The sequence below is a fragment of the Paraburkholderia sp. genome (genome assembly GCF_035948235.1).
Lineage (GTDB): Bacteria > Pseudomonadota > Gammaproteobacteria > Burkholderiales > Burkholderiaceae > Paraburkholderia.
Genome location: NZ_DASZJJ010000219.1, coordinates 1 through 25,602 on the forward strand (window position 1 = coordinate 1; position 25,602 = coordinate 25,602).

A 25,602-nucleotide genomic window follows, 5' to 3' on the forward strand; every position below is an offset into this window, starting at 1 on the left:
CCGGGTCTGGCCGCGCGCATGGCCGCCACCTTCGACCGCCTCTCGAACGGCCGTCTGCTGATCAACGTGGTGACGGGCGGCGATTCCGCCGAACTCGAAGGCGACGGCGTGTTCGTCGATCACGATACGCGCTACGAAATCACCGACGAATTCCTGCATATCTGGCGCAAGCTGCTGGCCGCTTCGCACACCAACGAAGCGATCGATTTCGACGGCAAGCATCTGCAGTCGAAGGGCGGCAAGGCGCTCTATCCGCCGGTGCAGCATCCGCATCCGCCGCTGTGGTTCGGCGGTTCGTCGCCGGCCGCGCATGAGATCGCGGGCGACCATATCGACACGTATCTGACGTGGGGCGAGCCGCCTGAAGCCGTCGCGAAGAAGATCGCCGACATTCGTGCGCGCGCCGAGCAGCGCGGCCGCAAGATCCGCTTCGGTATCCGCCTGCATGTGATCGTGCGCGAAACCGAAGAAGAAGCATGGGCCGCCGCCGACCGCCTGATCAGCCGTCTCGACGACGACACCATCGCGCGCGCCCAGGCGGCGTTCGGCAAGATGGATTCGGAAGGGCAGCGCCGCATGGCCGCGCTGCACGGCGGCAAGCGCGGCACGCGCAAGGAGCTGGAGGTCTACCCGAATCTGTGGGCGGGCGTGGGCCTCGTGCGCGGCGGTGCGGGCACGGCGCTGGTGGGCAACCCGGAGCAGGTGGCCGCGCTCATGAAGGAGTACGCGTCGCTGGGTATCGAGACCTTCATTCTCTCGGGCTATCCGCACCTTGAGGAATCCTATCGTTTCGCCGAACTGGTATTCCCGCTGCTGCCGGGTCGCCAGGCGAAGACGGCGGGTGGCCCGCTGTCGGGACCGTTTGGCGAGGTGGTCGGCAATCAGTATCTGCCGAAGGCCAGCCAGAGCTGATCGCCATTCGTGACGGGCGGCGTGCGTTAAAGGAACGCGCGCGCCGTCCTCACGCTGCAAGTGTGCAAGAGGAGGACGAACCGATGACTCAATCCGCTGTGACTGCTGCCGCGACAGCCTTGGGCGCAAGTCGCGCGCCGCGCGCCGCACGACCCTTTGCCGCGCTCGTGCGTGCCGCGCTCAGGCGGCTGGCGCCGTGGCTCGTGCCGCTCGCGATTCTCGCAGCGTGGGAACTGGCCGCACGCACGGGCGCGCTTTCCACGCGCGTGCTGCCCGAGCCGCTCGCGGTCGTGAAGGCCGCGTGGTCGCTGATCGAGTCGGGCGAGATGTGGCAGGACGTGCGCGTGAGCACGTGGCGCGCGATCTCAGGCTTTGCGATCGGCGGCAGTATCGGGCTTGCACTGGGACTCGCGACGGGCCTGTTCAAGCCCGTTGAAACCGCGCTCGATTCGACCATCCAGATGATCCGCAACATCCCGGCGCTGGCGATGATTCCGCTCGTGATCCTCTGGTTCGGCATTGAAGAAGAGGCGAAGGTATTTCTCGTCGCGCTCGGTGTGTTCTTTCCGGTGTACGTGAATACCTTTCACGGCATCCGCTCGGTGGACGCCAATCTGGTCGAAATGGCGCGCAGCTACGGACTCAAGGGCTTCGCGCTCTATCGCGAAGTGATCCTGCCGGGCGCGTTGCCGTCGATTCTCGTGGGCGTGCGCTTTGCACTCGGCCTGATGTGGGTGACGCTGATCGTCGCGGAGACGATCTCGGCGCAATCGGGTATCGGCTATATGACGATGAACGCCCGCGAATTCCTGCAGACCGACGCGGTGGTGGTCGGCATCCTGCTCTACGCCGCGCTCGGCAAACTCGCCGATGTGCTCGCCAAATGGCTCGAGCGCGTGGCGCTGCGCTGGCATCCCGCGTATCAACAAGGAAGCGACGCATGAACGCAAGCACATTGGTCAATCGTTTCGGCGCCGCTGTACGCCGCGATCCGCAAACCGCAGACGAACCGTCGGGCCTTCAGGGGCGCCTCGCGCGCGAAGCGAATGATGACGTACTCGCGCAAGGCGCGAATGCACGCAGCGCGGCACGCGGCGACGCGGCGGTCGAACTGCGCGGCGTAGGCAAGCACTACGGCGAGCGCGTCGTGCTCGACGATTTCAATCTCTCGATCGAGCGCGGCAGTTTCGTCGCGATCGTTGGCCGCAGCGGTTGCGGCAAGTCCACGCTGCTGCGTCTGGTCGCGGGCCTGGAGACGCCCGATGCGGGCGAACTCACGCGGCGCGGCGAGGCGGGCGCACCGCTCGACACCCGCATCATGTTTCAGGACGCGCGCCTGCTGCCGTGGAAAACCGTGCTGCAGAACGTGATGCTGGGCCTCGGCCGTGGCGCTCGCGACGATGCGCGCGCCGTGCTCGACGAAGTGGGACTGCTCGCGCGCGCCGACGAATGGCCGGCGCGTCTGTCTGGCGGTCAGCGTCAGCGCGTGGCGCTGGCGCGTGCGCTGGTACATCGCCCGAGTCTGTTGCTGCTGGACGAGCCGCTGGGCGCGCTCGACGCGCTCACGCGCATCGAAATGCATGCGCTGATCGAACGTCTGTGGCGCGAGCATCGCTTCACGGCCTTGCTGGTCACCCACGACGTGCATGAAGCCGTGGCGCTGGGCGACCGCATCCTGCTGGTGGAGCAGGGCCGCATCGCACTCGACCAGAGCGTGCCGCTGGAACGGCCGCGGGCGCGCGCCGACGCGCGCTTTGCAGCGCTTGAAGAAAGCGTGCTGCAGCGCGTGCTGGGCACCGAAACGCCGCCGGGCGGCCACGTGCCGCGCCCGCAAAACGCGGGTTATGGCTTGCGGCCAACGGACGTGCGCTGGGCGCTCTGATCCGCTTTTATCACCCGATACACCCACTTTTCGTCACTTCCGTTCATCACAATTTGGAGCCGAATCAATGAGCATTTCCGCCATCAACGTGCGTAACCAGTTCCGCGGCAAAATCAAAGAAATCATCCGTGGATCGGTGGTATCGGAAGTCGACGTCGAAACGCCGTTTGGCGTGGTCACCTCGGTGATCACCACGCGCTCGGTCGATGAACTCGACCTGAAAGTCGGCTCGGAAGTCGTGGCGCTGGTGAAGTCCACCGAGGTATCGATCGCGCGCCTGTGAGCGCGGTTTCAACGCGGTCTTAATCGAATACGCCCGCTGGGCGTGCCTCGCTGGCGGCCGGCGCCAAAGTGCTACGATGGGCCGGCTAGCCACTGCGGAGGGACGATCATGGAGCCGAAAGGCCTCGACATGGGCGACTACGAAGAGCGCTACAAGGACTACGACATCGAAGTCGCGGTCGAACAGGTGCTCACGGGCGTGAAGGCGCACTTTCGCGTGACGCGTGCGGGTGTCGTGCTCAAGGACTGGGAGCTGGTGCATATCGACCGGCTCTGGTCGACCGAGCATGCCGCCGCCGAAGCGGGCTTTGCGGCAGCCCGCGCCTGGATCGACCGGGGCGCGACGCCTTGACGGCGTGAGTCGCGCGGGTGTTTTCGCGCACGAAGCCTCAAGCGGTTTGGACGCGTTTTCTACGCGGATTGCGGTAGAAACGCGTCTGACCGAATCTGTCGGGGCCGACAAAGAGCAGCAGCAATAGGCCGATCTGGCCAAACGGCACGCAGATGATGAGCCACCACCACCAGCCGCTCAAACCGATATCGTGCAGACGACGCACCATCGCGGCTATGGGAATCCAGAAAGCCACGCAGATAATCAGGACCACGAGTATCACGGCGGTTAATGAATTTTCGAAGCTACCTGAATCGTCGATTCTGTCGATAAATACAAGTACTGCGTAAAGCCATATCATCGCGATTGCATATTCGCGCCGCGTAGCGCGGCCTGCGAGTCTGAAACGTCTTTCCAGCCATTTTTCCATCTGCATCGATCTTCCGTCGTCGATTGACTTGTTGAGCTACTCCCCTCAGGAGAAGCGATTCTACGCAGACGCAGAAGTCGAATGAAAGGCTAAACGCGCGGTATTTATCATTTTATTGACATTGAGTCGTACGAATTATCTTTTTTGGAAAAAAGGCGATTCAAGGGGCGGTCGAAACGACGCGGATAAAAAAATGCCGCGCTCTGGGGGGAGCGCGGCTCAGGGGAAGCCGGAGGCCGCCAATGCGATAGCGGACCCCGTGCCTTCGATCAGACAAAACGGTATCAGACTGGGTGAGCGAAGTATACGGATCGATATTTCGCGATATTTCAATTTCCTATGCCATTGTGCGTAAAGGATGACGGGCGGCTAAGATGAGACGATCCTGACAGGAGCCGTCATGTGCACGAACTACGCCGCCGCGCGCCGCGACCGACTCTTTCGGCATTTTGGCGTCGAGCCACCGGATAGCCCGTGGCAAGACGAGATTTACAAGGACTACGCCGCGCCGATCATCCGCCGCGTCGACAACGCGCCGCGCGCGGATCTCGCGACTTTCGGCATGGTGCCGCGCAGGCATATTCCACCCGGCGTGCGCGTGTACGACACGATGAATGCACGCGTCGAAACGCTGGGGGAAAAGCGCTCGTTCAGTGGGGCGTGGAAGCGGCAGCAGCTCTGTCTGATTCCGTGCGAATCGTTTTACGAGCCGTGCTATGAAACGGGCAAGGCGGTGCGCTGGCGCATCGGCATGGTCGACGGTTCAGCGTTCGCGATTGCGGGTCTGTGGCGGGCATGGCCGGAGGAAGAGGGCGAGGCATTCTCGTTCACCATGCTGACCGTGAACGCCGACGTTCATGCGCTGATGAGCCGGTTTCACAAACCCGGCGATGAAAAGCGTTCGGTCGTGATTGTGCCGCCGCAGGAATATGAGAACTGGCTGGCGAGCGGGTCGATGGATGAGGCCAGATCGTTTTTGGCGCTGTTGCCGGCGCAGGCGTTTGCGACGGTGGAGGCGCCGGTTGTGCGCGAGGCGAGTCGTCAAAGTTGAGGTTGTCTATCGCCATACAGCACAAGTTTGTCTTCCAGAATATGGCGTTAATGGCAGCCGCTCTGATGGCTCGCCTTGCACACGTTCGGCAATCAAACTGACGCTGTGCGATGGTTTTGGGGTTTGGGGTTCAATACTTTGGGACTATTAGTCGAAATGAACGGAAACTCAATATAGCGAAACGTTAACGCCGACAGTAGGACTGTGGCGACGGCGACAACGCTGCTGAGCAGCCAGTATTGCAGATTCGAAAGTGCGGCAACATCCGAGAAGTGGTTCACGAATCTCGACACCATGTAAAGAATCCAGCTGTGCAGGAGATAGATGCTATAGCTCAGGGTGCCTAGCAGGCGCGCAGGTTTGCATGTCAGAAGGCCAAACAAACTATTGCCGCAAGCGATCGCCAGGAATGGGAAAAATAGAAGTGCCGTCGCGGTTAGTGAATAGCACGTTGGCGCGAAGCGCACTACCGCTGCAATCATGACTAACGAACCTACTGACGCGAGCCAGTGCTGCATAGCGGTTGCGACCTGCTTGTTGCTTGCTATTGTGGCGGCGATTGCGCCTCCGACGAAATACCACTCAAGTGGAGGATCGGCGAGAAAGGCAATGTACAGTGCAACAACAGCGAGCAGGAGCAACTGCTTTATGCCTTTGCTGAAAACGGCGAGTAACGGCAGAAGCAAATAGAACTTCCATTCAAACGTGAGAGTCCAGAAGACGCCATTGATGACATATGTCCGGTCAAAACCGTTAATGTCAGGGTTGCCTGGGATCGTGAAGAGCAGCCAGGAGACGCATTGCGAAAGTAGCGTCGCGAAACTGTGCACACGGAAATGGGTAAATGTCAGTGCTGTTACTATCAGCAAGATCGCTGCTAATAGGTACATTGGTACAAGCCGTCGCAGGCGGGAAATGAAAAAGCCACGTGCGTCGAAGGGGCGCGCTTGGTTCGATACCCGGTTCCAGAACAGGAACGCCGTGATCATGAAGAATAGCGACACACCGCCACGCCCCAGAAACGTCGCAAGATTGGAGTCGGTTAGTCCCCAAACGTTCGTCTGGTAGTACTGGCGGCTGATGAGCACGTGGTGAAAGACTACGGCCATAGCCAGAAAGCCCCGCAGTCCGTCGATAGCATGGAATCTGGAAGCAGCCGATTCTTCGGCGGCAAGCAACCGGCCATAGAACGGAGCATTGCGAGCCACATATACCGCGAGAACGCCAATAAGCAGAGAGATCAGCGTTACCGCGGGAACGATGTCGATTGCAGTCATGCGGAGAATTCGTCGCGAAAGCGCGAATTATAGCCCGCTGATATATGCCATCTTAAGACCCTGGTTTCACTAGCCTGAAGCAGAGGGAAATCCGGCACTGCGAATGTCGCGGTGGCACGAGGCGAGCAGACCCGCAAAGCAAAAAGCCCAGTCGCAAGGACTGGGCTTTTTGCTTGAATCTTTTGGGGTGGCTGATGGGACTCGAACCCACGACAACAGGAATCACAATCCTGGACTCTACCAACTGAGCTACAGCCACCACTGTCCAACTGTTTTCTTGTTTTTCGCTGCTTCGTCAGCGGCGTCAATCAAGAAGCAAGATTATATACATGCCATATCGATCTTGCCTAGCCCTTTATTCAAAAAATTCTGAAGAAAGTCGACGCAGGCACCGATCATGCGTCGACAGGCGCGCGAAGATGCGAACGCGCCTCTTCGAAGATCGCCAGATCGCCCTTCGCGAGTTCGCGGCTATCCGACAGCACACGGCGCCAGCCGCGCGCGCCAGCCTCGCCTCGATACAACCCCAGCGCGTGACGCGTGATCGCGCCCAGGAACGTGCCGCGCGCGATTTCGCTTGCGCAATAGTCGATCAGCCTGGCTTCGACTTCGTCGCGCGTGAGGGCCGGGCCGCTCGCGCCGTAGAAACGCGCGTCTACATCTGCGAGCACGTAGGGGTTGTGATAAGCCTCGCGCCCGAGCATCACGCCATCGACATGTTCCAGATGCGTTTCGACCTCGTCGAGCGTCTTGATACCGCCGTTGATGATGATTTCGAGTTGCGGAAAGTCGCGCTTGAGCCGGTACGCGTAGTCATATTTGAGCGGCGGAATTTCGCGATTTTCCTTCGGGCTCAGGCCCTTCAGGATCGCGTTGCGCGCGTGGACGATAAAAACTTCGCAACCGGCCTGCGCAATCGTGCCGACGAAATCGCGCACGAACGCGTAGTCCTCCACGGCATCGACGCCGATGCGGTGTTTCACCGTCACCGGCAGCGACGTCACATCGCGCATCGCCTTCACGCAGTCGGCCACCAGCTTCGGCTCGTTCATGAGACACGCGCCGAATGCCCCGCGCTGCACGCGCTCGGATGGGCAGCCGCAATTGAGATTGATCTCGTCGTAGCCCCATTGCTCGCCGAGCTTTGCGCAACGCGCGAGGTCGTCGGGCTCGCTGCCGCCCAGTTGCAGGGCGACCGGTGCCTCTTCTGGCCTGAAGGCCAGATGACGCGGCACGTCGCCGTGGAGCAGGGCGCCCGTCGTCACCATCTCCGTATACAGAAACGTGTGCCGGGAGATGAAGCGGTGCAGCGAGCGGCAGTGGCGATCCGTCCAGTCCATCATGGGCGCGACTGAAACGCGGCGGGGGCTGGCGATACGGTTCGAAGACATGATGATTACGTGCGCAATCGACGCGCGGCAGACGTGGAACAACCTTGTATTTTAACGTATTTCGCCGATTTCGCCGCTCGGGTTTTTTGCACTGCGGCAGGCGTCCATTTGCATCTCCGATGTTTGCAAACGCTGCTGTCGAAACCCCTCGGAAGCGCTTCCATCCCATTCTCTGCAGCTAAAGACCCTTCAGCCGTTATGTAATCCGCCTGTCCAATGTTGCGTCGCGAAAAAAAATTTGGGACGGCTTTTTAGGGTCTGTTCGTCGCTCAGGCAAGCCTGGATTGCGACTCCGGATTGTTTCCAAAGTCGGAATAAACAATTCGGATTATCGATATTATTTTTCAATAGTAGGTGTATACACTGAGTCTCACTGACGCAGCTCGTGGGCTCTGACCTCCCAGGCGCGGCGCCTTTCCCTACCGCAAGTTGAACCGGATATTGGAGTCCACCATGAAGACCAAACTGATCGCAGCGCTGCTGGTCGCAGCTTCCGCTTCCATCGCCGCTCCGGCTTTCGCCAGCGGTTACGGCCCGGCACCGTTCTACCGTCCGAACGTCGGCGCGCCGGCTTCGCAGCAAGGCCAGAGCGCCCAGACCGTGGCGGCCGAACGTGCCCAGCAACAAGGTGTTGATTCGTCGTACGGCGGTGTGGCAGGTGCAGCGACCCAGTCGGGCGCTCACAACGCGCAATCGCCGCGCGCGCAGCAAGTCTACTTCGGCAACTAAGTCCAGCACTGAGTCTCGCTGACCGAAGCGCCGCTCCGCGAGGGGCGGCAGGAACGCCGGGTGTCTTCAATGACCCCGGCGTTTTGCATTTCTGCGGCGCCCGCGGTTTCGCGTCAGGCGCGGCGAGCGACTGCGCTTACGAAGCGGCGCGCACGCGCTGGTCGATGGCGTCGCGCATGCGGTCGAAAGCCGCGTCGAAGGCGTTGTCCTGGGTCGGGAAGCGGTCCCCGGCGACGCCGTCCACCGGGACGTCGGCGTGCGTGTCGTCGGTCAGACTGTGGATCTTCTGGGTCGTGATCGTGAAGCCTACTTCATGACTGCCGTCCACGCCGGCGGTCATGTCGTAGCCCATGTATTCGTAGCTGCGCCGGTTTTCCATGCCGTTTCCTCCACGGTTGATGGTCGGGTGGTATCGCCTGTCTTCCGGCGATTCTGGCACGTCCGGCGTTCGCGTCGACGCTCGCTGTGCGAGCGTTGCCGGCACGTCGCCTGCGCAAGGCGCGGACGCGTTCGCGCCGTGGGTCGCGAGCGCTGTACTACCATCGACCGCGAAGGGCGCGCGCCGCGGGTGAGGCGGTTTGCGCCTGCCACGCCAGGCTGTCGCTGGCTCAACAGGAGGTGAACAATGAAGAAACGCTTCGTGCTTCTCGCTGCACTGGCGCTTCCGGCCATGCTTGCGCCGGTCGCGGCTTTCGCGCAGCAGCCGCCGCCCCGTCCGGGGCCCAACGAATACCACGGCGGACCGCCGCCGAACCGGCCGCCGCCTGACATGCCGCCGCCGCAGTGGCACAAGGGCGATCGCGTCGGGCCGGAGTATCGCGACCGTCAGTACGTGATCGACGACTGGCGCCAGTATCACCTCAAGCCGCCGCCGCGCGGCCATCACTGGGTCGGCGTGAGCGGTCAGTACTATCTGGTGCGCAATTCGAACTGGACCGTCGAGGGTGTCGGGCCGTAAGGCGTTCGACGCGCGGCGGGCGCACCTGCCGCCCAGCACAAAGCCGGGGTGATCCCGGCTTTGTCGCTTCCTGAAAAAAATCGCCCAGCGTGATAGGTTTTACGTTCTCCCCAACCCCAATGATGGAAAACGCTTCGATGGAATACCGCACACTCGGCGACACGGATGTCAAGGTGAGTCTGATTGGCCTGGGCACGATGACGTGGGGCGAACAGAACACAGAGCGCGACGCGCACGAGCAGATCGACTACGCGCTCGATCAGGGCGTGACGCTGATTGACGCCGCGGAGATGTATCCCGTGCCGCCGCGCCCCGAAACGCAAGGGCAGACCGAGCGTTTCATCGGCACCTGGCTCGCGCAGCATCGCGCCGCGCGCGAGCGCATCGTGCTCGCCACCAAGATCGCCGGCCCGGCGCGCCAGCCGCACAATCCGCGCCATATCCGCGGCGAAGGCAACCAGTTCGACCGCAAGAACCTGACCGAAGCGCTCGACGACAGCCTCAAGCGCCTGCAAACCGATTACGTCGATCTCTACCAGCTCCACTGGCCCGATCGCAGCACCATGACCTTCGGCCGCGCGGCGTATCCGTGGATCGAGGACGCCTACACGGTGCCCATCGAGGAAACGCTCTCGGTGCTGGCCGATTTCGTGAAGGCGGGCAAGGTGCGCCATATCGGCGTGTCGAACGAGACGCCCTGGGGCGTGGCGCAATTCCTGCGCGCCGCCGAAAAGCTCGGCCTGCCGCGCATCGTCAGCATCCAGAATCCGTACAGTCTCGTGAACCGCACATTCGAAGCCGGTTTGTCCGAGTTCTCGCATCGCGAGCGCATCGGCCTGCTGGCGTATTCGCCGATGGCGTTCGGCTGGCTCTCGGGCAAATACGAGGGCGGTGCGCGCCCCGACGGCGCGCGCATCACGCTGTTCGAGCGTTTCCAGCGCTACAGCAAGCCGCAGGCGGTGGCGGCGACGTCGCGTTACGTGGCGCTGGCGAAGGAACTGGGCTATACGCCCGCACAGTTCGCGCTGGCCTTCGTGAACAGCCGTCCGTTCGTGACCAGCAACCTGATCGGCGCGACCAGCCTCGCGCAGCTGAAAGAAAACATCGCCAGCGTCGATGTCAAGCTGACGGCCAACGTGCTCGAGCGTATCGACGCGCTGCACGAGCTTCAGCCTAATCCGGCGCCGTAAATACGCGCGATGTCGCCCGGTGAGTGCCCGGCCGGGTGACAGGTTTGCAGCGCTTTATCCCGGCGAGGCGCACGCAATGGCGCCTCGCCTGAATTTGCCTCGCGTTTGTCTTGCCAAAATCGTTGGCGATTCGCAAGGCATGCACTACGATCCTGCCAACGCCCGCGCGGCGGCGGATCGCCCCGATTGAACGATGCGCGCGCTAGCGCGAGCCGCGTCCGCCCGCCAGGCACCTATTATTCCAATCGCCCTTTGCGGAGTACCACACGATGAGCGCACCGAACGCGCAATCTCCACGATCGCCTCAACCGATGCAGGCGCCGCCCGGCTACGGCTGGGCCATTTTTGTTTTGCTGGCTGTGGCCGGACTGTTTTACGTAAAGTGGTTTCCGTATTACCACCGGGCGTTCACCGCCGAAGCGACGCACTCGATCGGCAAGTCGATCCTGATGGGCGGCGCGGCCAGTGCGCCCGCGCCGTCGCTGAACGCTGCGCTCGACTATGCGCTCGCCTACGGCAAGGCGATCTGGCAGGCGATGGTGCTGGGCCTGCTGCTCGGCTCTGGCATCCAGGCGTTGCTGCCGGTCCAATGGGTCGCGCGCGTGCTGGGTCAGCGTGGTTTCGGCAGCGTGGCGGCTGGCGGTCTGCTGGCGGTGCCGGGCATGATGTGCACCTGCTGTGCGGCGCCGGTGGTGGCGGGGCTGCGCGCGCGCAATGCGTCGACGGGCGGCGCGATCGCCTTCTGGCTCGGCAATTCGGTGCTCAATCCGGCGACGCTCGTGTTCATGGGTTTCGTGTTGGGCTGGCAGTGGAGCGCGCTGCGTCTCGTGTTGGGCGTGCTGATGGTGTTTGGCCTCGGCTGGCTCGCCAACCGCTTCGTCACGCCGCAGGAAGCGCGCGCCGCCGATGACCGTCTCGCGCTGCTGGCGCGCCAGCAGGCCGAAGGCGGTAACGTGTTCGTGCGCTGGGTGCGTATTTTTGCGCGCATGGCCGTGCGCCTCGTACCCGAATACATCGTGCTGGTGCTGCTGCTCGGCGCTGCGCGCGCGTGGCTGTTCCCGCACATCGGTCCGGACGTCACCAGCAGCATTGGCTGGATCGTCGCCTTCGCGGTGGCGGGCATGCTGTTCGTGATCCCGACCGCCGGCGAAGTGCCGATCATTCAGGCGATGCTCGCGCTCGGCATGGGCGTCGGCCCCGCCGGTGCGCTGCTGATGACGCTGCCGCCCGTGAGCGTGCCGTCGCTTGCCATGCTGGCGGGCTCGTTCCGCCCGCGCGTGCTTACGCTCGTGGCCTGCGTGGTCGTGCTGTTCGGCATCGTGTCGGGACTTGCGGCGGTTGCGCTGGGCCTTGGAACGGCGTGAGTACGAACGATCGACAAGGATGACGTATAGACCGTGGCGGTCCGCGAGGTCCGCCACACAGATAAGGGCTCAGGCCCAGGAACCGGCATGGCACAGCAAAAAACCAATCCGAAACTCGAACAGGCGCTCACGCGCGGCGACCTCGCCATTCGCCAGGCCAACTCCGCGCGCGCCACGGCCGTGCTGCGCGCACTCGGCAAGATGATCGTCGAGGCGTCGGCGACCATCGGCGTCGAGGCGCACGTCTCGATCCCCGACGGCGACCGCATTTACGATCCCGCCGATGGCCTGTGGCCGCAGCAACTGCTGGTCTCGCTCGACGATCCCGTCGACGAGGCGGACCCGGAGGAGATCCGCACCGTGCGCCTGCACGCGCAGACCCAGGCGACGGTGTTCCGCGTGGAATGGCACCGCTCGGACGGCAAGATCGGCCGTCAGGAAGGCGGTCCGTTCGCGACCGTCGCTTTTATCTCGGACGTCGAGATTCCCTGGGGCGACGACGAAGACTGACTTCGTCCGCGTTGTGCTTATCGCATCATGCGGCGCCGGAACAGGATCGAAGCGATACTGAACGGCACGATGATGTAGAACGCGAGCACGCCCAGATGCAGCGCGGCGTGCTCCACAGGCCGCCCGAGCATGGCCGGGCGGATCAGATCGACAGCGTGCGCGAGCGGCAGCATCAGCGTGATGTGCTGCGCGGCGGCCGGCAACTGCGTGATCGGGAAGAATACGCCCGAGAGCAGCAGCATCGGCGTGAGCACGAGCGTCTGATAGAACATAAAGAAGTCGTAGGAGGGCGCGAGCGCGGTGACGATCATCGCGCAGCTCGCGAAGGCGAGACCTGCGAGCGCGACCACCGGCAACGCCAGCAGCACCGACGGAAAGCTCGCATAGCCCAGCGCCCCCGCCACGATCATGATGGCCGCGCCCGATAGCATCGACTTGCTGGCGGCCCACATCACTTCCCCGAGCACTACGTCGCCAAGCGAGAGCGGCGTATGCATGATCGCCTCCCACGTGCGCTGCACGTGCATGCGCGAGAAGCCCGAGTACATCGATTCGAAGCTCGCCGACATCATCACCGACGACGACACCGTGCCGGCCGCGAGAAACGCGATGTACGAAACGCCTTCGACGTGCCCGACCATCAGCCCGAGGCCGAAACCCAGACCAAAGAGATAGATCATCGGATCGGCGAGATTGCCGAACATCGATGCAATCGCGAGCTTGCGCCAGACCAGATAGTTGCGCCGCCACACGGCCATCCAGTGCGTGGCGTTCGAGGGCAGCGCCGCGCGCGGCTCGCGCAGCGGCGTGTTGGTGGGGCGCGTGGGTGGTGGAGTTTGGGTGCGTGTCTGCATGGCGTGAGCGGTTTCGTCGCGGCGTTTTTGCTGGATGCGCGCGTGCGTGCTGTTAATCCTGCATCTCGCGGCCCGTGAGCCGCAGGAAGACGTCTTCGAGATTCGCGGGCCGATGCAGATAGCGCAGGTCCGAGCGATGGCGCAACTGGGCATGCACGGGCGCGGGATCGTCGACGTAGCAGAACAGCGTCTCGCCGCTGATTTCCGTGCGTTTGGCGAAGGGTGCGAGCTGGTCGCGCAACGCCGACGGTTCCGGCCCGTAGACCTCGATCACGTCACAGCCGATTTCCGATTCGATCAGCGCTTTGGGCGCGCCTTCGGCGATCTTGCGGCCTTCCTCGATCACGCAGACGCGGTTGCACAGGCGCTCGGCCTCTTCCATGAAGTGCGTCGTGAGCAGGATGGTCTTGCCGCGCGCGAGCAGCGAGCGCAGCCGCTCCCAGATCAGGTGGCGCGCCTGCGGATCGAGCCCGGTGGTGGGTTCGTCCATCACCAGCACATCGGGATCGTTGACGAGCGCGCGGGCGAGCGTCAGGCGCCGACGCATGCCGCCGGAGAGTTCGCCCACGCGCGCATCGGCCTTGCTTTCCAGGCGCGCGAATTCGAGCAGCGGCGCGACCAGCGCCTTGGTTTCACTGGCCGACAGCCCGAAATACCGGCCGAACACCAGCAGGTTCTCGCGCACCGTGAAATCGGGATCGAGATTGTCGAACTGCGGCACGACGCCCACGCGGGCGCGCGCGTGACGTGCGCGCGCAGGCACCGGTTCGCCGCACAGGCTGATGCGTCCCGCGTCAGGCGAAACGATGCCGAGCAGCATGCGCAGCGTGGTGGTCTTGCCCGCGCCGTTGGGGCCCAGCAGCCCGAAGCATTCGCCAGGCACGACGTCGAACGACAAGCCGTTGACGACCGTGCGGTCTCCGTAATGTTTGATCACCTGCTCGAATTCGATGGCGGGCATGTCGTACCGTTTTCCGGTTTTATCTTCGCGGTTTTAGCTTCGATTGATCGTGTGCGTGGCACGCGTCATGAGGCGGCCTATTCTAGTGCATCGCCGCGCGCGCAGTGGTGGCGCAGTGTTTGGCCCTGGCGCGGCAAGCGCGCTGCCGATGCCCAGTCAATGGCTGTCGCGACAAGCATCCGAAAGCCGCGCAAAGCCCATGCCGTGGGGCTTTCGAGGCGCTAAAACGGTGCACGGCAGGTTGCCGCTTATTTGCCACACACCTGGCGTTTTCCAGCCCTTGCGTGCGTAATTGCGGCGCACCATCATGCAGGTACGACCTGCGTTTCGAGCGGGTGGGGAGAAGCGATCATGGCGAGCTACAAGAAGATTTTGTTGTGTTACGACGGCTCGCGCGAGGGCCGCAAGGCGCTGCGTTGTGGCGCCGATCTGGCTTTGGATCTGCAGGCGGAAACGCATCTGCTGTCGGTGGTGGACATGCGCTCGACCATCGCGCAGAGCGCAGGTTTGCTGACGGACGTGGCGTGCGGACGCTTCGAGGAAACCGCGCGCGAAATCCTCCAGGAAGGCGTGGACTGGCTCACCGAGCGCGGCGTGCGCGCGCAGGGCCATTTCGCATTCGGCCATCCGATCGACGAGATTGCGAATCTGGCCACCGAACTCCAGGTGGATCTGGTGGTGGTGGGGCATCGCTGCCGCACGGGCCTGTCGCGCTGGTGGATGGGCGCGGGCAACACGCCGCTGCTCGACCGCGTGTCGTGCAGCATTCTGGTGGCGTGTTCCTCGGCTGCCGAGGAAAAACAGCAACAGGCGGCTGCTTAACCGCGCTGCGCTGGTTCTGCTGGTTCTGCTGGTTTCGCTGGTTCACTATGCGCCCGGCCGCCATGGCTGGGCGAGTTCGTTTATTGCGGCGCGCTTGCGCCGTCACCCGTATCGGTCGGGTTCAATTCCACCGCTGCAAGCTTCCACGAAAACAGCCCGTGCCGCTGCAGGATCGCGGCATAGCGCTCGCTGGTCGCGCTGCGCTGCCATGTCACGGCGAACTCGTTGAGGCTGCGATAGCCCGCTGAAGTTTGCGCGCGCGGTGGCGGCACAGCGGTATCCGCATTCGCGGGAGCAGACGCGGGGGCGGTCGGCGTCGATTCAGCCGGCGCGGACGAAGCCTGCGTGCCGGGCGGCGGCGGCGGCGGCGTGGGGCGCTCGCCGGGCTTGCCCGTTGGCGGCATGCCATTGAGCAGCGCGGCGACGCCTTCAGGCGTGGCGTACGCATCCACGAGCGGCCCGATCAGCGCTACGCCAATCACAGCGCCGAGCATCAGCAGCGGATTGCTGCTGTGCTGCGCCTGAATGCGCCGCTGCAGCATCTCTCCAACCTGCTGCTTGAGACTCACGCGCAACGCCGGGTAATCGACGTATTCGTTCAATGCCACGGCGTCGCGCGCGTCGGCGGCCTGTTTGAGGCGATTGAGCGCGAGATACGGCGAGGCATAGCCGTAGCCAAGCGCAGTCACCACGACGATCGCGGCAACCGCAATCGCGACAGGCTTCTTCCAGTTTGAGGTGGGGCGTGTAGTCGTATCGGTCATCGAGTAGGGCGGGTCAGGTTTCAATGAGAAGTTGACCGCCCGCAGGCAAAAACGATCCCTCGATTCCTGATTGCCGCACTTACTTTGCCAGCGCTACCGGCATATCGCCGGTTTGCTCGGCGATGCAGCGGTCGATCGCGCGGCACACCGCATCCATCGTGCCGACCATGATGAGCCGCGACGGGCCGTGATAGACGCGCACCGGCGCGCGGCGATCGGGCTGTTCCGTATTCAGCGTGCTGTTGAGCGACACGCGCGCAAATGCGGGCTGGGCGGAGGGCAACTGCGGCAGCGGCGGCAGTTCCGGCGCGCACGCCTGATCGATGTCTTCGAAGAGCGAGCCATTGAGCGCCGCCGCCGAGGCGCGCGCTTCGCGCATTGCGCACGATGCGATCCCGCGCAGATGGCGCAGACGACCGAATTGACGGAAGGGCAACAGGCGGGCAAGACGTTCCATGACTCTCTCTCCAGAAGGTGCGCGGACCAGGCGCTGACGCGGCGCGGTCGGAATTATCAGAATTCGGTGGGACGGATCAGACCGACGGCGATGCCTTCGAGCGCGAATTCTGCGCTGCCGGCCGCGACGAAGATGTTGTCGTAGTCGGGGTTCTCGGCGATCAGCTCGATACCGTTGGGCTGGCGCTTCAAACGCTTCACGGTCACGTCGTCGCCCAGACGCGCGACGATGATCTGGCCGTCCTTCGCTTCAGCTTTCTTCTGCACGGCGAGCAGATCGCCGTCGAGGATGCCCGCGTCGCGCATCGACAGCCCGCGCACTTTCAGCAGGTAGTCGGGGCGGCTGGAGAAAAGCGCCGGGTCGCATGCGTAGTTCTGCGAAATATGCTCCTGCGCGAGGATCGGGCTGCCCGCCGCCACGCGGCCGACGAGCGGCAGCGAGAGCTGCATGATGCTGGCGTGCGGCAGCGTGAACTGGTGCGGCAGGTCGTCCGGGCCCGGCATCAGGCGGATGCCGCGCGAAGCGCCCGCAGCCAGTTCGATCACGCCCTTGCGTGCGAGGGCGCGCAGATGCTCTTCTGCCGAGTTGGCCGAGCTGAAGCCGAGTTCGGCGGCGATCTCGGCGCGCGTGGGCGGAAAGCCGGTGCGCTCGATCGCGCGGCGAACCAGATCGAAAACCTGCTGCTGTCGTGCGGTGAGTTTGGTCATGTCGACACTGTATGTTTGAACAGGTAGCTGTATTTTTATACAGTACTCGCCGCTTTTCAAGTGTTACTTGAACTTTGACGTTTGGCCGCCGCTAGAACGGCGTTTTGCGATGGTCTGACGGACGAAAAGCGGCCGCAACAGACGTTTCCTCCGCCCTTACCACTTTTGCGTATTAAAAAATGAGAAAACATCATTTTTAATAATGTAAGCCAATCGCTAGACTGGCCTCCATCGATCGCTGCACCAACAAAAACGCAGCGACGGAACGCAACAAAAAGACGAACGCACGACACACGCACGACGACAACACGGAGAAAGCGGGATGAAACAAGGCACTACGGGGCGTACCTGGTTGAAGACTCTGGCGGCAAAACTGGTGATTGGCGCCGCGCCGCTGTTGGGTATGGCCGCGATGGCGCCGGCCGCGCACGCGGACACGTCGCTGCTCAATGTCTCCTACGATCCGACTCGCGAGCTGTATCAGGACGTCAACGACGCCTTCATCAAGCAGTGGAAGGCAAAGACAGGCGAAACGCTCACCATCAAGCAGTCGCACGGCGGCTCGGGCGCGCAGGCGCGTTCGGTGCTCGACGGCCTGCAGGCCGACGTCGTGACGCTGGCGCTGGCCTGGGATATCGACGCGCTCGCCAACAAGGGCATCGTCGCGAAGGACTGGCAAAAGCGTCTGCCCGACAACGCCTCGCCGTACACCTCGACGATCGTGTTCCTCGTGCGCAAGGGCAACCCGAAGCACATCAAGGACTGGGACGATCTGATCAAGCCGGGCGTGTCGATCGTTACGCCCAATCCGAAGACCTCGGGCGGCGCGCGCTGGAACTACCTGGCGGCCTGGGCCTACGCGGAACACCAGCCGGGCGGCAACGACCAGAAGGCCAAGGAGTTTGTCTCGAAGCTTTACAAGAACGCCGGCGTGCTCGATTCGGGCGCACGCGGCGCGACGACGAGCTTCGTGCAGCGCGGTATCGGCGACGTGCTGATTGCCTGGGAAAACGAGGCGTTCCTCTCGCTCAAGGAGTTCGGGCCGGAGAAGTTCGAGATCGTGGTGCCTTCGGTGAGCATTCTGGCCGAGCCGCCGGTTGCCGTGGTGGACAAGGTGGTCGAGAAGAAGGGCACGCGCAAGGTCGCCGAAGCGTATCTGCAGTTCCTCTATAGCGAGGAAGGTCAGGAGATCGCCGCGAAGAACTTCTACCGTCCGCGTTCGGACAAGGTGCCGGCGGCGCTCACGTCGAAGTTCCCGAAGCTCAAGCTGTACACGGTGGACGATACGTTCGGCGGCTGGACCAACGCACAGAAGACGCATTTTGCCGATGGCGGCGTGTTCGATTCGATCTATCAGCCGCAATAAGCAGCACAGCCGTAGCCAGAAAAGCAGCATAAAACAAGGCGCGCCCCAAGAGGCGCGCCTTTGCCGCGTAGCGCATCGCCCCGATGCGCCAGGCGCAACCCATGTGAAGAGATAGAGCATGACGACGTTCCGATTACAGAAACCAGGCGCCTTGCCCGGGTTCGGCGTGACGCTCGGCATCACGGTGGCGTATCTGAGCCTCGTGGTGCTGATCCCGCTTGCCGCGACCTTCCTCAAGACCGCCACGCTCGACTGGGCGCAGTTCGTACGCGCGGTGTGGTCGCCGCGTGTGATCGCGTCGTACCGGTTGACGTTCTTTTCGGCGCTCGGCGGGGCGCTTATCAACGCCGTGTTCGGCTTCCTGCTGGCGTGGGTGCTGGTGCGCTACACGTTCCCGTTCAAGCGGGTGATCGACGCGCTCGTCGACCTGCCGTTCGCGCTGCCGACTTCCGTAGCGGGTATCTCGCTGGCCGCCGTCTACGCGGGCAATGGCTGGATCGGCCAGTTCCTTGAGCCGCTCGGGCTGAAGATCGCGTTTACGCCGCTGGGGGTGCTGGTGGCGCTGACCTTCATCGGCTTGCCGTTCGTGGTGCGCACCGTGCAGCCCGTGCTCGAAGAGTTCGAGCGCGAGCAGGAAGAGGCCGCCGCGTGCCTGGGCGCGTCGCGCTGGCTGACGTTTCGCCGCGTCGTGCTGCCGGCCGCGCTGCCCGCGCTGCTCACGGGTTTCGCGCTCGCGTTCGCGCGCGCGCTGGGCGAATACGGCTCGGTCATCTTCATCGCCGGCAACGTGCCGATGAAGTCGGAAATCACGTCGCTGCTCATCATCACCAAGCTTGAGCAATACGACTACGCAGGCGCCACGGCGCTGGCTGTCGTGATGCTGTGCGTGTCGTTCCTGATGCTGCTCTTCATCAACACCTTGCAGTGGTATCTGCAGCGGCGCACGAGCCGAGGTGCTGCGAGCGCTGCGCCCGCAAACACGTCGGTCACGCCGGTCACGGGAGGCGCGCAATGAGCACGATTATCCGCAAGCCACAGGCCGGCCGTCCCGATCCCGTCACCGAAGCGCCGTGGGTGCGCTGGCTGCTGACCGGCATCGCGCTGGTGTTTCTCTCGCTGTTCCTCGTGGTGCCGCTCGTGGCGGTGTTCTGGCAGGCGCTCTCAAAGGGCATCGGCTTTTATTTCGAATCGCTCGCCGATCCCGACGCGCTCGCCGCCATCAAGCTCACGCTGATCACGGCTGCGATCGCCGTGCCGCTGAACTGCGCCTTCGGTCTTGCGGCCTCGTGGGCGATCGCCAAGTTCGACTTCCGCGGTAAGGCGCTGCTCACCACGCTGATCGATCTGCCGTTTTCGGTCTCGCCGGTGATCTCGGGCCTCATCTACGTGCTGATGTTCGGCGCGCAGGGGTGGCTGGGGCCGTGGCTCGAAGACCATAACGTGCAGATCATTTTCGCCGTGCCCGGCATCGTGCTGGCGACGATCTTCGTGACGTTCCCGTTCGTCGCGCGCGAACTGATTCCGCTGATGCAGGCGCAAGGCAACGACGAGGAGGAAGCCGCGCACGTGCTGGGCGCTTCGGGCTGGCAGATGTTCCGCCGCGTGACGCTGCCCAATATCCGCTGGGGTCTGCTGTATGGCGTGATTCTCTGCAATGCGCGCGCGATGGGCGAGTTCGGCGCGGTGTCGGTGGTGTCGGGCCACATTCGCGGCCAGACCGACACCATGCCGCTGCATGTGGAGATTCTCTACAACGAATACAACTTCGCGGCGGCGTTTGCCGTGGCTTCGCTGCTGGCGCTGCTCGCGCTCGTGACGCTCGGTTTGAAGCTGCTCGCTGAGCGCCATATGAACGCCGCACTGCGCGATGAGGATGTGCCGGCCTTCGCCGGACCGGCGGCGCAAGCCGTTGCACAGTCTTCGCAACCTGCACACCAATCGAGACAATCGCTTCAACCTGGAGAGCTGTAATCATGGGCATCACCGTCAGCAATTTGCAGAAGCGCTTTGGCGACTTCACCGCCCTCGATAACGTCTCGCTCGACTTTCCCCCGGGCGAACTCGTTGCGCTGCTCGGGCCTTCCGGTTGTGGCAAGACCACGCTGCTGCGCGTGATCGCGGGCCTCGAATACGCCGATGCGGGCCAGGTCGTGCTGCAGGGCCAGGATGTGGGCGCGGCCGGTGCGCGCGAGCGCCAGGTGGGCTTCGTGTTCCAGCATTACGCGCTGTTCCGCCACATGACCGTGTTCGAGAACGTGGCGTTCGGCCTGCGCGTGAAGCCGCGCGGCGAGCGTCCGTCCGAGGCGCAGATTCGCGAAAAAGTGCATGAACTGCTCAAGCTCGTGCAACTCGACTGGCTCGCGCAGCGCTATCCGTCGGAACTGTCGGGCGGCCAGCGCCAGCGTATTGCGTTGGCCCGTGCGCTGGCGGTGGAGCCGAAGGTGCTGTTGCTCGACGAGCCGTTTGGCGCGCTCGACGCCAAGGTGCGCAAGGAATTGCGTAGCTGGCTGCGCCGTCTGCACGACGATCTGCATATCTCGACGATCTTCGTCACGCATGACCAGGAAGAGGCGCTCGAAGTGGCCGATCGCATCGTCGTGATGAATCATGGCCATGTGGAACAGGTCGGCAGCCCGCAGGACGTGTACGATCATCCCCAGACGGCGTTCGTCTACGAGTTCCTGGGCGCGGCGAACCGTCTGCGCGGCAAGGTGGCGGCGGGCGGTTTCGTCGCCGACGGCGCAGCGCAGCCGATCGCCGTGCAGGCGCATTTCGAAGGTCCGGCGCTCGCTTATGTGCGTCCGCACGATATCGTGCTGCATCGCGACGCGGCGGATCATCGCGACGGCATCGTCGTGGACGTGCGCCGCGTGGTGACGCTGGGCGGATCGGTGCGTGTTGAGCTGGAAAGCCGCACCGGCGGCGCGCTCGAAGCGCAGCTTGACCGCGAAGCGTGGCGCTCGCTCAACCTCAACGTGGGCGACGGCGTGACGGCCGTGCCGCGCGGGCTGCGCGTTTTTCCGGCGCAATGAGTTCACGGCAGCGTATCAACAATAACGAGCAAAAAAACAGGTCGGCAGTTCCGGAGAGAAGAACATGAATTTCCAGCAGTTGCGCTTCGTGCGCGAAGCCGTACGGCAGAACATGAACCTGACCGAAGTGGCGAACGTGCTCTACACGTCGCAGTCGGGTGTCTCGAAGCAGATCAAGGATCTGGAGGACGAGCTTGGCGTCGATATTTTCATTCGCCGCGGCAAGCGCCTCACGGGCCTCACGGAGCCGGGCAAGGCCGTGCATCAGCTGATCGAACGCATGCTGCTCGACGCCGAGAACCTGCGCCGCGTCGCCCGCCAGTTCGCCGATCAGGATAGCGGCCACCTGGTGGTGGCGACCACGCACACCCAGGCGCGCTACGCGCTGCCCAAGGTCGTGCACCAGTTCCGCGAGGTGTTCCCGAAGGTGCATCTGGCGCTGCGCCAGGGCAACCCGCAGCAGATCGCGCAGATGATCATCAACGGCGAGGCCGACATCGGCATCTCGACCGAAGCGCTCGACCGTTTCCCCGATATCGTGACGTTCCCGTGCTATTCGTGGCACCACGTGGTGGTCGTGCCGAAGACGCACCCGCTGGTGGGCCGCGAAAACCTCACGCTCGAAGAGATCGCCGAGTATCCGATCATCACCTATGACCAGGATTTCACGGGCCGCTCGCATATCGACCAGGCGTTCGCGAAGGCGGGCACCGTGCCCGACGTCGTGCTCACCGCGATCGACGCGGACGTGATCAAGACCTATGTCGAGCTGGGCATGGGGATCGGCATCGTGGCCGCGATGGCCTACGATCCGAAGCGCGATAGCGAACTCGTCGCGCTCGATACGGAAAATCTGTTCGAGGCGAGCACCACGCGGGTGGGTCTGCGCAAGGGCGCGTTCCTGCGCCAATACGCGTACCGCCTCATCGAGATGTTCGCGCCGCAACTCAACGAGCAGCAGATCGCCAGCCAGTTGCGCGAAGCGGTTTGAGATCGTTGTGAGGCGCGGGATGTAGTGTCCGACGGCGGCCCGCCTTGCGCGCCGCCGTTTTCATTTCCGATTTCTGCACGGACGTTCGCCTGAAGCCGCGACGGGGCGGGGCGGGGCGGGTTTTTTGCCAGAAACGCACCGCGCGAAGGATCGCTTAAAATCGCGGCCATGACTACTTCCGCTACCCCCCAAGCCGCGGCCCTGCCGCGCATCGCCGTGCTCGCCACTGGCGGCACCATCGCGGGTTCCGCGCCCGACGCGGCCAATACCGCCGGCTATCAGGCCGGCGTGATCGGCGTCGCGCAACTGCTGGCGGCCGTGCCGGGTCTCGACGCCCACGCGCAGATCCACGCCGAGCAGGTCGCCAGCGTGGACAGCAAGGACATGTCGTTCGCGCTCTGGAGCACGCTTGCGCAGCGCGTGAACGAACTGCTTGCCGGCGACGATATCGACGGCGTCGTCATCACGCACGGCACCGATACGCTCGAAGAAACCGCTTACGTGCTGCACCTCACCGTGAAAAGCGCGAAGCCCGTGATCCTCACGGCGGCGATGCGACCGGCTTCGGCATTGTCGGCAGATGGCCCGCTCAATCTGCTCAACGCCGTGGCGCTGGCGGCCAGCGGCAAGGCCGCCGGGCAGGGCGTGCTGGTGGCGTTCAACAACCGCATCCACTGTGCGCGCGACGTGGCCAAGATCAGCACTTACGCAGTCGATGCGTTCCAGTCGCCCGAGATCGGCGCGCTGGGCTGGGTGCAGGATGGCCGCGTCGAATTCCAGCGCCGCGCTCTGCGTGCGCACACGGTCGATGTGCCGTTCGCGGCAGGCATCGAGTGGCCGCATGTGGAAATCGTCACGAGTTACGCGGGCGTCTCGCGTATCGCCGTCGATGCGCTGGTGAGCGCGGGCGTGCGCGGCATCATCGTGGCGGGCACGGGCAACGGCTCGATCCACGCGACGCTGCAGCAGGCGCTGGCCGATGCGGTGGCCAAAGGCATTGCCGTCGTGCGTGCGTCGCGCGTGGGTTCGGGGCACGTGATGCACAACGGCGCGGCGAAGGACGATGCGCTCGGTTTCGTGTCGGCGGGCACGCTTAGCCCGTTCAAGGCACGCGTACTGCTGATGCTGGCGCTGGCCGCAGGCACGAGCGAAAAGGCGGCATTGCAACGCGTGTTCGACACGTATTAATCGAACGGCGCTTCGGGCTGCTGAAAACGACAAAAGGCCTGGCGGAGTCTATCCGCCAGGCCTTTTTCCATTTCCGATGTGCTTCGGCGTATTGCGATCCGTACGCGGACACCCGATGACGACGTCTGACCGACCAAGGCTTCCCCGTCGTCGCCGGGTGCCGCTTTCGGACCCCACTGGCCGCTCTCAGCCCAGAGCGGCCCCGATTTGCCTCGCAGCGGTTGCCGCCGCCACGAAGCGCCCCACCTGCGGCCGTCGCGTGCATCGTGCCGCGCCAGCCTGAATTCGTGTTTTCGTACTGCGGCCGCTTCCTTGGAACAGCTTCGAGAGGCGATGCGCACGGGCCCACGCGCGCATCGCTTCGTCTACTACCGATGAAACTTAAGCAGCCTTGGCCTTCGACTCCGGCGCTTCGGCGATTTCGAAGTCCGCCATGATTTCAAGCGCGCGAATCATCGCCGAGTGATCCCATGCCTTGCCGCCGTTCGCTGCGCACACGCTGAAGAGTTGCTGGGCGCTGGCCGTGTGGGGCAGGGCGATGCCGAGCTTGCGCGCGCCATCGAGTGCGAGGTTCAGGTCCTTCTGGTGCAGTTCGATACGGAAGCCCGGATTGAACGTGCGCTTGGTCATCCGCTCGCCATGCACTTCAAGAATGCGCGACGAGGCGAAACCGCCCATCAGGGCCTTGCGTACGCGCTCCGGATCCGCGCCCGAGCGCGCCGCGAACAGCAGCGCTTCAGCGACCGCTTCGATGTTCAGTGCAACGATGATCTGGTTCGCGACCTTGGTGGTCTGACCCGCGCCGTTGTCGCCCACGAGCGAGATGTTCTTGCCCATGATCTCGAACAGCGGCTTGGCCAGATCGAAGGCTTTTTGCGGGCCGCCGACCATGATCGAGAGCGTCGCTTCGCGCGCGCCGACTTCGCCGCCCGAGACCGGTGCGTCGAGGTAGTCGCAGCCCAGTGCGTTGATCTGCTTCGCAAACTGCTGCGTTTCCAGCGGCGAGATCGAGCTCATGTCGATCACCAGCTTGCCGGCCGACAGACCCTTGGCGACGCCGTCATCGGCGAACAGCACGTTCTGCACGTCCGGCGTGTCCGGCACCATCACGATGACGATTTCCGAAGCCTGCGCCACGGCGGTCGAATCGGCCACTACGGTGGTGGTCGTGCGCAGATCGTCCGGCACCGGATACTTGCCGTTCACGACCAGCGTATGGCCGCCCTTCAGAAGGTTGCGCGCCATGTGCGCGCCCATGATGCCCAGGCCAATAAAACCAATCTTTGCCATCTTGTGTGTCTCCGTATGAGTCAAATGCGAGTCGAATGCGAGTCAAATGTGTTTCAGGCAAGCTCCGCCGCGCGCTGCTGTGCGCCACGCAGCCAGCCGAGACCTTCGACGGTGGTCGTCTTCGGCTTGTACTCGCAGCCGACATAGCCCGTGTAGCCGAGCGAATCGAGCAGATCGAACAGGAAGGGATAGTTGATCTCGCCGGTGCCCGGCTCGTTGCGGCCGGGGTTATCGGCGAGCTGGATGTGGGCGATCTTCGCGAACTGCTTCTTGATGGTCGCGGCCAGTTCGCCTTCCATGCGCTGCATGTGATAGATGTCGTACTGCAGGAACAGATTGTCCGAGCCGACCTTGTCGATCACGTCGAGCCCTTCGGCGGAGCGGTTCAGCGCAAAGCCCGGGATGTCGTACGAATTGCATGGCTCGACCAGCAGGCGGATGCCTTCGCGCTTGAGTTCGCCCGCGGCGTAGCGCAGGTTATCGACGATGGTGGAAAGCGCGGTGTCGCGATCGATGCCCGCAGTCGGAATGCCGACGAGGCAATTGAGTTGCGGCACCTTGAGCGCCTTCGCGTACTCGATCGCACGGCCCACGCCTTCCTGGAACTCGCCACGGCGATCCGGCAGGCACGCGATGCCACGCTCGCCGCCTTCCCAGTTGCCTGCGGGCAGGTTGTGCAGCACGAGCTTGAGGTTGTTCGCTTCCAGCCGCTCGGCCAGTTCAGTGGCCTTGAACGGATAGGGGAACAGGAATTCGACGGCTTCGAAGCCCGCCTCGGCAGCCGCGGCAAAGCGGTCGAGGAACGGCACTTCGTTGAACAGCATGGTGAGATTCGCAGCGAATTTCGGCATGAGAGGTCTCGC

Annotated in this window: 29 protein-coding genes and 1 tRNA gene; 18 read left to right on the plus strand and 12 right to left on the minus strand. The window is 63.6% G+C overall.

The genetic code is table 11. The annotated features are described in order from the left end of the window. The 5 genes from VG320_RS18630 to VG320_RS18650 all read left to right on the plus strand — a co-directional run. A partial coding sequence (locus tag VG320_RS18630; protein WP_327201561.1) for an LLM class flavin-dependent oxidoreductase occupies positions 1-912 on the plus strand: 912 nt, incomplete at its 5' end. Positions 913-995: 83 nt separating this feature from the next. Then, positions 996-1,856 (plus strand): aliphatic sulfonate ABC transporter permease SsuC, encoded by an 861-nt coding sequence (gene ssuC, locus VG320_RS18635; RefSeq protein WP_327201562.1) that lies wholly within the window; start codon positions 996-998, stop codon positions 1,854-1,856. Further along, a complete protein-coding gene (locus VG320_RS18640) occupies positions 1,853-2,794 on the plus strand; it encodes an ATP-binding cassette domain-containing protein (RefSeq protein ID WP_327201563.1) in 942 nt (313 codons plus the stop codon). Before ssuC ends, VG320_RS18640 begins: the two co-directional genes overlap by 4 nt. 67 nt (positions 2,795-2,861) lie before the next feature. After that, positions 2,862-3,077: a TOBE domain-containing protein gene (locus VG320_RS18645; protein ID WP_103705880.1), complete on the plus strand. Its 216-nt coding sequence runs from the start codon at positions 2,862-2,864 to the stop codon at positions 3,075-3,077. Positions 3,078-3,185: 108 nt separating this feature from the next. Beyond that, the gene (locus VG320_RS18650; protein WP_327201564.1) at positions 3,186-3,428 is read left to right on the plus strand and encodes a hypothetical protein; all 243 of its coding nucleotides are present in this window, start codon (positions 3,186-3,188) and stop codon (positions 3,426-3,428) included. A gap of 37 nt (positions 3,429-3,465) precedes the next feature. Here the strand turns inward: VG320_RS18650 and VG320_RS18655 are convergent, their stop codons facing one another. Continuing rightward, positions 3,466-3,843, minus strand: coding sequence for a DUF805 domain-containing protein (locus tag VG320_RS18655; RefSeq protein ID WP_327201565.1), 378 nt, complete (start codon positions 3,841-3,843; stop codon positions 3,466-3,468). Between the two features lie 394 nt (positions 3,844-4,237). Between VG320_RS18655 and VG320_RS18660 the strand changes: the two genes are divergently transcribed. Further along, positions 4,238-4,888, plus strand: a complete 651-nt coding sequence (locus VG320_RS18660; RefSeq protein WP_327201566.1) for an SOS response-associated peptidase — start codon at positions 4,238-4,240, stop codon at positions 4,886-4,888. A gap of 92 nt (positions 4,889-4,980) precedes the next feature. Here the strand turns inward: VG320_RS18660 and VG320_RS18665 are convergent, their stop codons facing one another. From VG320_RS18665 to dusA, 3 genes are all read right to left on the minus strand, one after another. Continuing rightward, positions 4,981-6,165 (minus strand): acyltransferase, encoded by a 1,185-nt coding sequence (locus VG320_RS18665; RefSeq protein WP_327201567.1) that lies wholly within the window; start codon positions 6,163-6,165, stop codon positions 4,981-4,983. Between the two features lie 183 nt (positions 6,166-6,348). Next, positions 6,349-6,424: transfer RNA gene (locus VG320_RS18670), tRNA-His, on the minus strand. 136 nt (positions 6,425-6,560) lie between these two features. Beyond that, complete coding sequence (gene dusA / locus VG320_RS18675; RefSeq protein WP_327201568.1) at positions 6,561-7,556, minus strand: tRNA dihydrouridine(20/20a) synthase DusA; 996 nt, start codon at positions 7,554-7,556, stop codon at positions 6,561-6,563. 453 nt (positions 7,557-8,009) lie between these two features. Between dusA and VG320_RS18680 the strand changes: the two genes are divergently transcribed. Continuing rightward, the gene (locus tag VG320_RS18680; protein ID WP_327201569.1) at positions 8,010-8,285 is read left to right on the plus strand and encodes a hypothetical protein; all 276 of its coding nucleotides are present in this window, start codon (positions 8,010-8,012) and stop codon (positions 8,283-8,285) included. A gap of 136 nt (positions 8,286-8,421) precedes the next feature. On the opposite strand, the gene VG320_RS18685 is transcribed toward VG320_RS18680, so the two are convergent. Next, complete coding sequence (locus VG320_RS18685) at positions 8,422-8,664, minus strand: hypothetical protein (protein WP_327201570.1); 243 nt, start codon at positions 8,662-8,664, stop codon at positions 8,422-8,424. A gap of 246 nt (positions 8,665-8,910) precedes the next feature. Between VG320_RS18685 and VG320_RS18690 the strand changes: the two genes are divergently transcribed. From VG320_RS18690 to VG320_RS18705, 4 genes are all read left to right on the plus strand, one after another. After that, positions 8,911-9,243: an RcnB family protein gene (locus tag VG320_RS18690; protein ID WP_327201571.1), complete on the plus strand. Its 333-nt coding sequence runs from the start codon at positions 8,911-8,913 to the stop codon at positions 9,241-9,243. A gap of 137 nt (positions 9,244-9,380) precedes the next feature. Next, the gene (locus VG320_RS18695; protein ID WP_327201572.1) at positions 9,381-10,433 is read left to right on the plus strand and encodes an NADP(H)-dependent aldo-keto reductase; all 1,053 of its coding nucleotides are present in this window, start codon (positions 9,381-9,383) and stop codon (positions 10,431-10,433) included. Between the two features lie 311 nt (positions 10,434-10,744). After that, positions 10,745-11,797 carry a permease gene (locus VG320_RS18700; protein ID WP_327201596.1) on the plus strand — a complete coding sequence of 351 codons (1,053 nt, stop codon included), beginning with the start codon at positions 10,745-10,747 and terminating at the stop codon, positions 11,795-11,797. 87 nt (positions 11,798-11,884) lie between these two features. After that, complete coding sequence (locus tag VG320_RS18705; protein WP_327201573.1) at positions 11,885-12,307, plus strand: hypothetical protein; 423 nt, start codon at positions 11,885-11,887, stop codon at positions 12,305-12,307. Between the two features lie 17 nt (positions 12,308-12,324). On the opposite strand, the gene VG320_RS18710 is transcribed toward VG320_RS18705, so the two are convergent. Both VG320_RS18710 and nodI read right to left on the minus strand, forming a co-directional pair. Then, complete coding sequence (locus VG320_RS18710) at positions 12,325-13,161, minus strand: ABC transporter permease (protein WP_327201574.1); 837 nt, start codon at positions 13,159-13,161, stop codon at positions 12,325-12,327. A 52-nt stretch (positions 13,162-13,213) separates the two neighbouring features. Then, on the minus strand, positions 13,214-14,122 hold the full coding sequence (gene nodI / locus VG320_RS18715; RefSeq protein WP_327201575.1) for a nodulation factor ABC transporter ATP-binding protein NodI: 909 nt from the start codon (positions 14,120-14,122) through the stop codon (positions 13,214-13,216). 351 nt (positions 14,123-14,473) lie between these two features. On the opposite strand from nodI, the gene VG320_RS18720 reads away from it, so the two are divergent. After that, complete coding sequence (locus tag VG320_RS18720; RefSeq protein ID WP_327201576.1) at positions 14,474-14,944, plus strand: universal stress protein; 471 nt, start codon at positions 14,474-14,476, stop codon at positions 14,942-14,944. Between the two features lie 80 nt (positions 14,945-15,024). Here the strand turns inward: VG320_RS18720 and VG320_RS18725 are convergent, their stop codons facing one another. From VG320_RS18725 to lexA, 3 genes are all read right to left on the minus strand, one after another. Further along, positions 15,025-15,708, minus strand: a complete 684-nt coding sequence (locus VG320_RS18725; RefSeq protein ID WP_327201577.1) for a DUF2939 domain-containing protein — start codon at positions 15,706-15,708, stop codon at positions 15,025-15,027. Positions 15,709-15,787: 79 nt separating this feature from the next. After that, positions 15,788-16,165 (minus strand): hypothetical protein, encoded by a 378-nt coding sequence (locus VG320_RS18730; protein ID WP_327201578.1) that lies wholly within the window; start codon positions 16,163-16,165, stop codon positions 15,788-15,790. Between the two features lie 56 nt (positions 16,166-16,221). Continuing rightward, positions 16,222-16,872 carry a transcriptional repressor LexA gene (gene lexA, locus VG320_RS18735; protein ID WP_027818325.1) on the minus strand — a complete coding sequence of 217 codons (651 nt, stop codon included), beginning with the start codon at positions 16,870-16,872 and terminating at the stop codon, positions 16,222-16,224. 322 nt (positions 16,873-17,194) lie between these two features. Here lexA and VG320_RS18740 point away from each other — a divergent pair, with 322 nt between their 5' ends. The 6 genes from VG320_RS18740 to VG320_RS18765 all read left to right on the plus strand — a co-directional run bounded on the left by VG320_RS18740 (position 17,195) and on the right by VG320_RS18765 (position 23,449). Further along, positions 17,195-18,238, plus strand: coding sequence for a sulfate ABC transporter substrate-binding protein (locus VG320_RS18740; protein WP_327201579.1), 1,044 nt, complete (start codon positions 17,195-17,197; stop codon positions 18,236-18,238). A 118-nt stretch (positions 18,239-18,356) separates the two neighbouring features. Beyond that, positions 18,357-19,253 carry a sulfate ABC transporter permease subunit CysT gene (gene cysT / locus VG320_RS18745; protein ID WP_327201580.1) on the plus strand — a complete coding sequence of 299 codons (897 nt, stop codon included), beginning with the start codon at positions 18,357-18,359 and terminating at the stop codon, positions 19,251-19,253. After that, positions 19,250-20,209 (plus strand): sulfate ABC transporter permease subunit CysW, encoded by a 960-nt coding sequence (gene cysW, locus VG320_RS18750; RefSeq protein WP_327201581.1) that lies wholly within the window; start codon positions 19,250-19,252, stop codon positions 20,207-20,209. Before cysT ends, cysW begins: the two co-directional genes overlap by 4 nt. A gap of 2 nt (positions 20,210-20,211) precedes the next feature. Further along, a complete protein-coding gene (locus VG320_RS18755; protein WP_327201582.1) occupies positions 20,212-21,270 on the plus strand; it encodes a sulfate ABC transporter ATP-binding protein in 1,059 nt (352 codons plus the stop codon). Positions 21,271-21,334: 64 nt separating this feature from the next. Then, on the plus strand, positions 21,335-22,261 hold the full coding sequence (locus VG320_RS18760; RefSeq protein WP_327201583.1) for a CysB family HTH-type transcriptional regulator: 927 nt from the start codon (positions 21,335-21,337) through the stop codon (positions 22,259-22,261). A 168-nt stretch (positions 22,262-22,429) separates the two neighbouring features. Continuing rightward, the gene (locus tag VG320_RS18765; protein WP_327201584.1) at positions 22,430-23,449 is read left to right on the plus strand and encodes an asparaginase; all 1,020 of its coding nucleotides are present in this window, start codon (positions 22,430-22,432) and stop codon (positions 23,447-23,449) included. Between the two features lie 381 nt (positions 23,450-23,830). Here the strand turns inward: VG320_RS18765 and VG320_RS18770 are convergent, their stop codons facing one another. Beyond that, positions 23,831-24,739: a 2-hydroxy-3-oxopropionate reductase gene (locus tag VG320_RS18770; RefSeq protein ID WP_327201585.1), complete on the minus strand. Its 909-nt coding sequence runs from the start codon at positions 24,737-24,739 to the stop codon at positions 23,831-23,833. Positions 24,740-24,792: 53 nt separating this feature from the next. Beyond that, positions 24,793-25,590, minus strand: a complete 798-nt coding sequence (gene hyi / locus VG320_RS18775; protein ID WP_327201586.1) for a hydroxypyruvate isomerase — start codon at positions 25,588-25,590, stop codon at positions 24,793-24,795. Positions 25,591-25,602: the final 12 nt, after the last annotated feature.

Bases quoted from the DNA above. Each gene is read 5' to 3' on its own strand.
- VG320_RS18770 (WP_327201585.1), bottom strand. From the start codon at position 24,739: ATGGCAAAGATTGGTTTTATTGGCCTGGGCATCATGGGCGCGCACATG.
- VG320_RS18645 (WP_103705880.1), top strand. From the start codon at position 2,862: ATGAGCATTTCCGCCATCAACGTGCGTAACCAGTTCCGCGGCAAAATC.
- VG320_RS18685 (WP_327201570.1), bottom strand. From the start codon at position 8,664: ATGGAAAACCGGCGCAGCTACGAATACATGGGCTACGACATGACCGCC.
- VG320_RS18705 (WP_327201573.1), top strand. From the start codon at position 11,885: ATGGCACAGCAAAAAACCAATCCGAAACTCGAACAGGCGCTCACGCGC.
- VG320_RS18760 (WP_327201583.1), top strand. From the start codon at position 21,335: ATGAATTTCCAGCAGTTGCGCTTCGTGCGCGAAGCCGTACGGCAGAAC.
- VG320_RS18680 (WP_327201569.1), top strand. From the start codon at position 8,010: ATGAAGACCAAACTGATCGCAGCGCTGCTGGTCGCAGCTTCCGCTTCC.
- VG320_RS18640 (WP_327201563.1), top strand. From the start codon at position 1,853: ATGAACGCAAGCACATTGGTCAATCGTTTCGGCGCCGCTGTACGCCGC.
- ssuC (WP_327201562.1), top strand. From the start codon at position 996: ATGACTCAATCCGCTGTGACTGCTGCCGCGACAGCCTTGGGCGCAAGT.
- VG320_RS18650 (WP_327201564.1), top strand. From the start codon at position 3,186: ATGGAGCCGAAAGGCCTCGACATGGGCGACTACGAAGAGCGCTACAAG.
- VG320_RS18710 (WP_327201574.1), bottom strand. From the start codon at position 13,161: ATGCAGACACGCACCCAAACTCCACCACCCACGCGCCCCACCAACACG.
- VG320_RS18720 (WP_327201576.1), top strand. From the start codon at position 14,474: ATGGCGAGCTACAAGAAGATTTTGTTGTGTTACGACGGCTCGCGCGAG.
- VG320_RS18690 (WP_327201571.1), top strand. From the start codon at position 8,911: ATGAAGAAACGCTTCGTGCTTCTCGCTGCACTGGCGCTTCCGGCCATG.
- VG320_RS18740 (WP_327201579.1), top strand. From the start codon at position 17,195: ATGAAACAAGGCACTACGGGGCGTACCTGGTTGAAGACTCTGGCGGCA.
- cysW (WP_327201581.1), top strand. From the start codon at position 19,250: ATGAGCACGATTATCCGCAAGCCACAGGCCGGCCGTCCCGATCCCGTC.
- VG320_RS18655 (WP_327201565.1), bottom strand. From the start codon at position 3,843: ATGCAGATGGAAAAATGGCTGGAAAGACGTTTCAGACTCGCAGGCCGC.
- VG320_RS18755 (WP_327201582.1), top strand. From the start codon at position 20,212: ATGGGCATCACCGTCAGCAATTTGCAGAAGCGCTTTGGCGACTTCACC.
- hyi (WP_327201586.1), bottom strand. From the start codon at position 25,590: ATGCCGAAATTCGCTGCGAATCTCACCATGCTGTTCAACGAAGTGCCG.
- VG320_RS18730 (WP_327201578.1), bottom strand. From the start codon at position 16,165: ATGGAACGTCTTGCCCGCCTGTTGCCCTTCCGTCAATTCGGTCGTCTG.
- VG320_RS18660 (WP_327201566.1), top strand. From the start codon at position 4,238: ATGTGCACGAACTACGCCGCCGCGCGCCGCGACCGACTCTTTCGGCAT.
- VG320_RS18765 (WP_327201584.1), top strand. From the start codon at position 22,430: ATGACTACTTCCGCTACCCCCCAAGCCGCGGCCCTGCCGCGCATCGCC.
- cysT (WP_327201580.1), top strand. From the start codon at position 18,357: ATGACGACGTTCCGATTACAGAAACCAGGCGCCTTGCCCGGGTTCGGC.
- VG320_RS18725 (WP_327201577.1), bottom strand. From the start codon at position 15,708: ATGACCGATACGACTACACGCCCCACCTCAAACTGGAAGAAGCCTGTC.
- VG320_RS18665 (WP_327201567.1), bottom strand. From the start codon at position 6,165: ATGACTGCAATCGACATCGTTCCCGCGGTAACGCTGATCTCTCTGCTT.
- nodI (WP_327201575.1), bottom strand. From the start codon at position 14,122: ATGCCCGCCATCGAATTCGAGCAGGTGATCAAACATTACGGAGACCGC.
- dusA (WP_327201568.1), bottom strand. From the start codon at position 7,556: ATGTCTTCGAACCGTATCGCCAGCCCCCGCCGCGTTTCAGTCGCGCCC.
- VG320_RS18695 (WP_327201572.1), top strand. From the start codon at position 9,381: ATGGAATACCGCACACTCGGCGACACGGATGTCAAGGTGAGTCTGATT.
- VG320_RS18700 (WP_327201596.1), top strand. From the start codon at position 10,745: ATGCAGGCGCCGCCCGGCTACGGCTGGGCCATTTTTGTTTTGCTGGCT.
- lexA (WP_027818325.1), bottom strand. From the start codon at position 16,872: ATGACCAAACTCACCGCACGACAGCAGCAGGTTTTCGATCTGGTTCGC.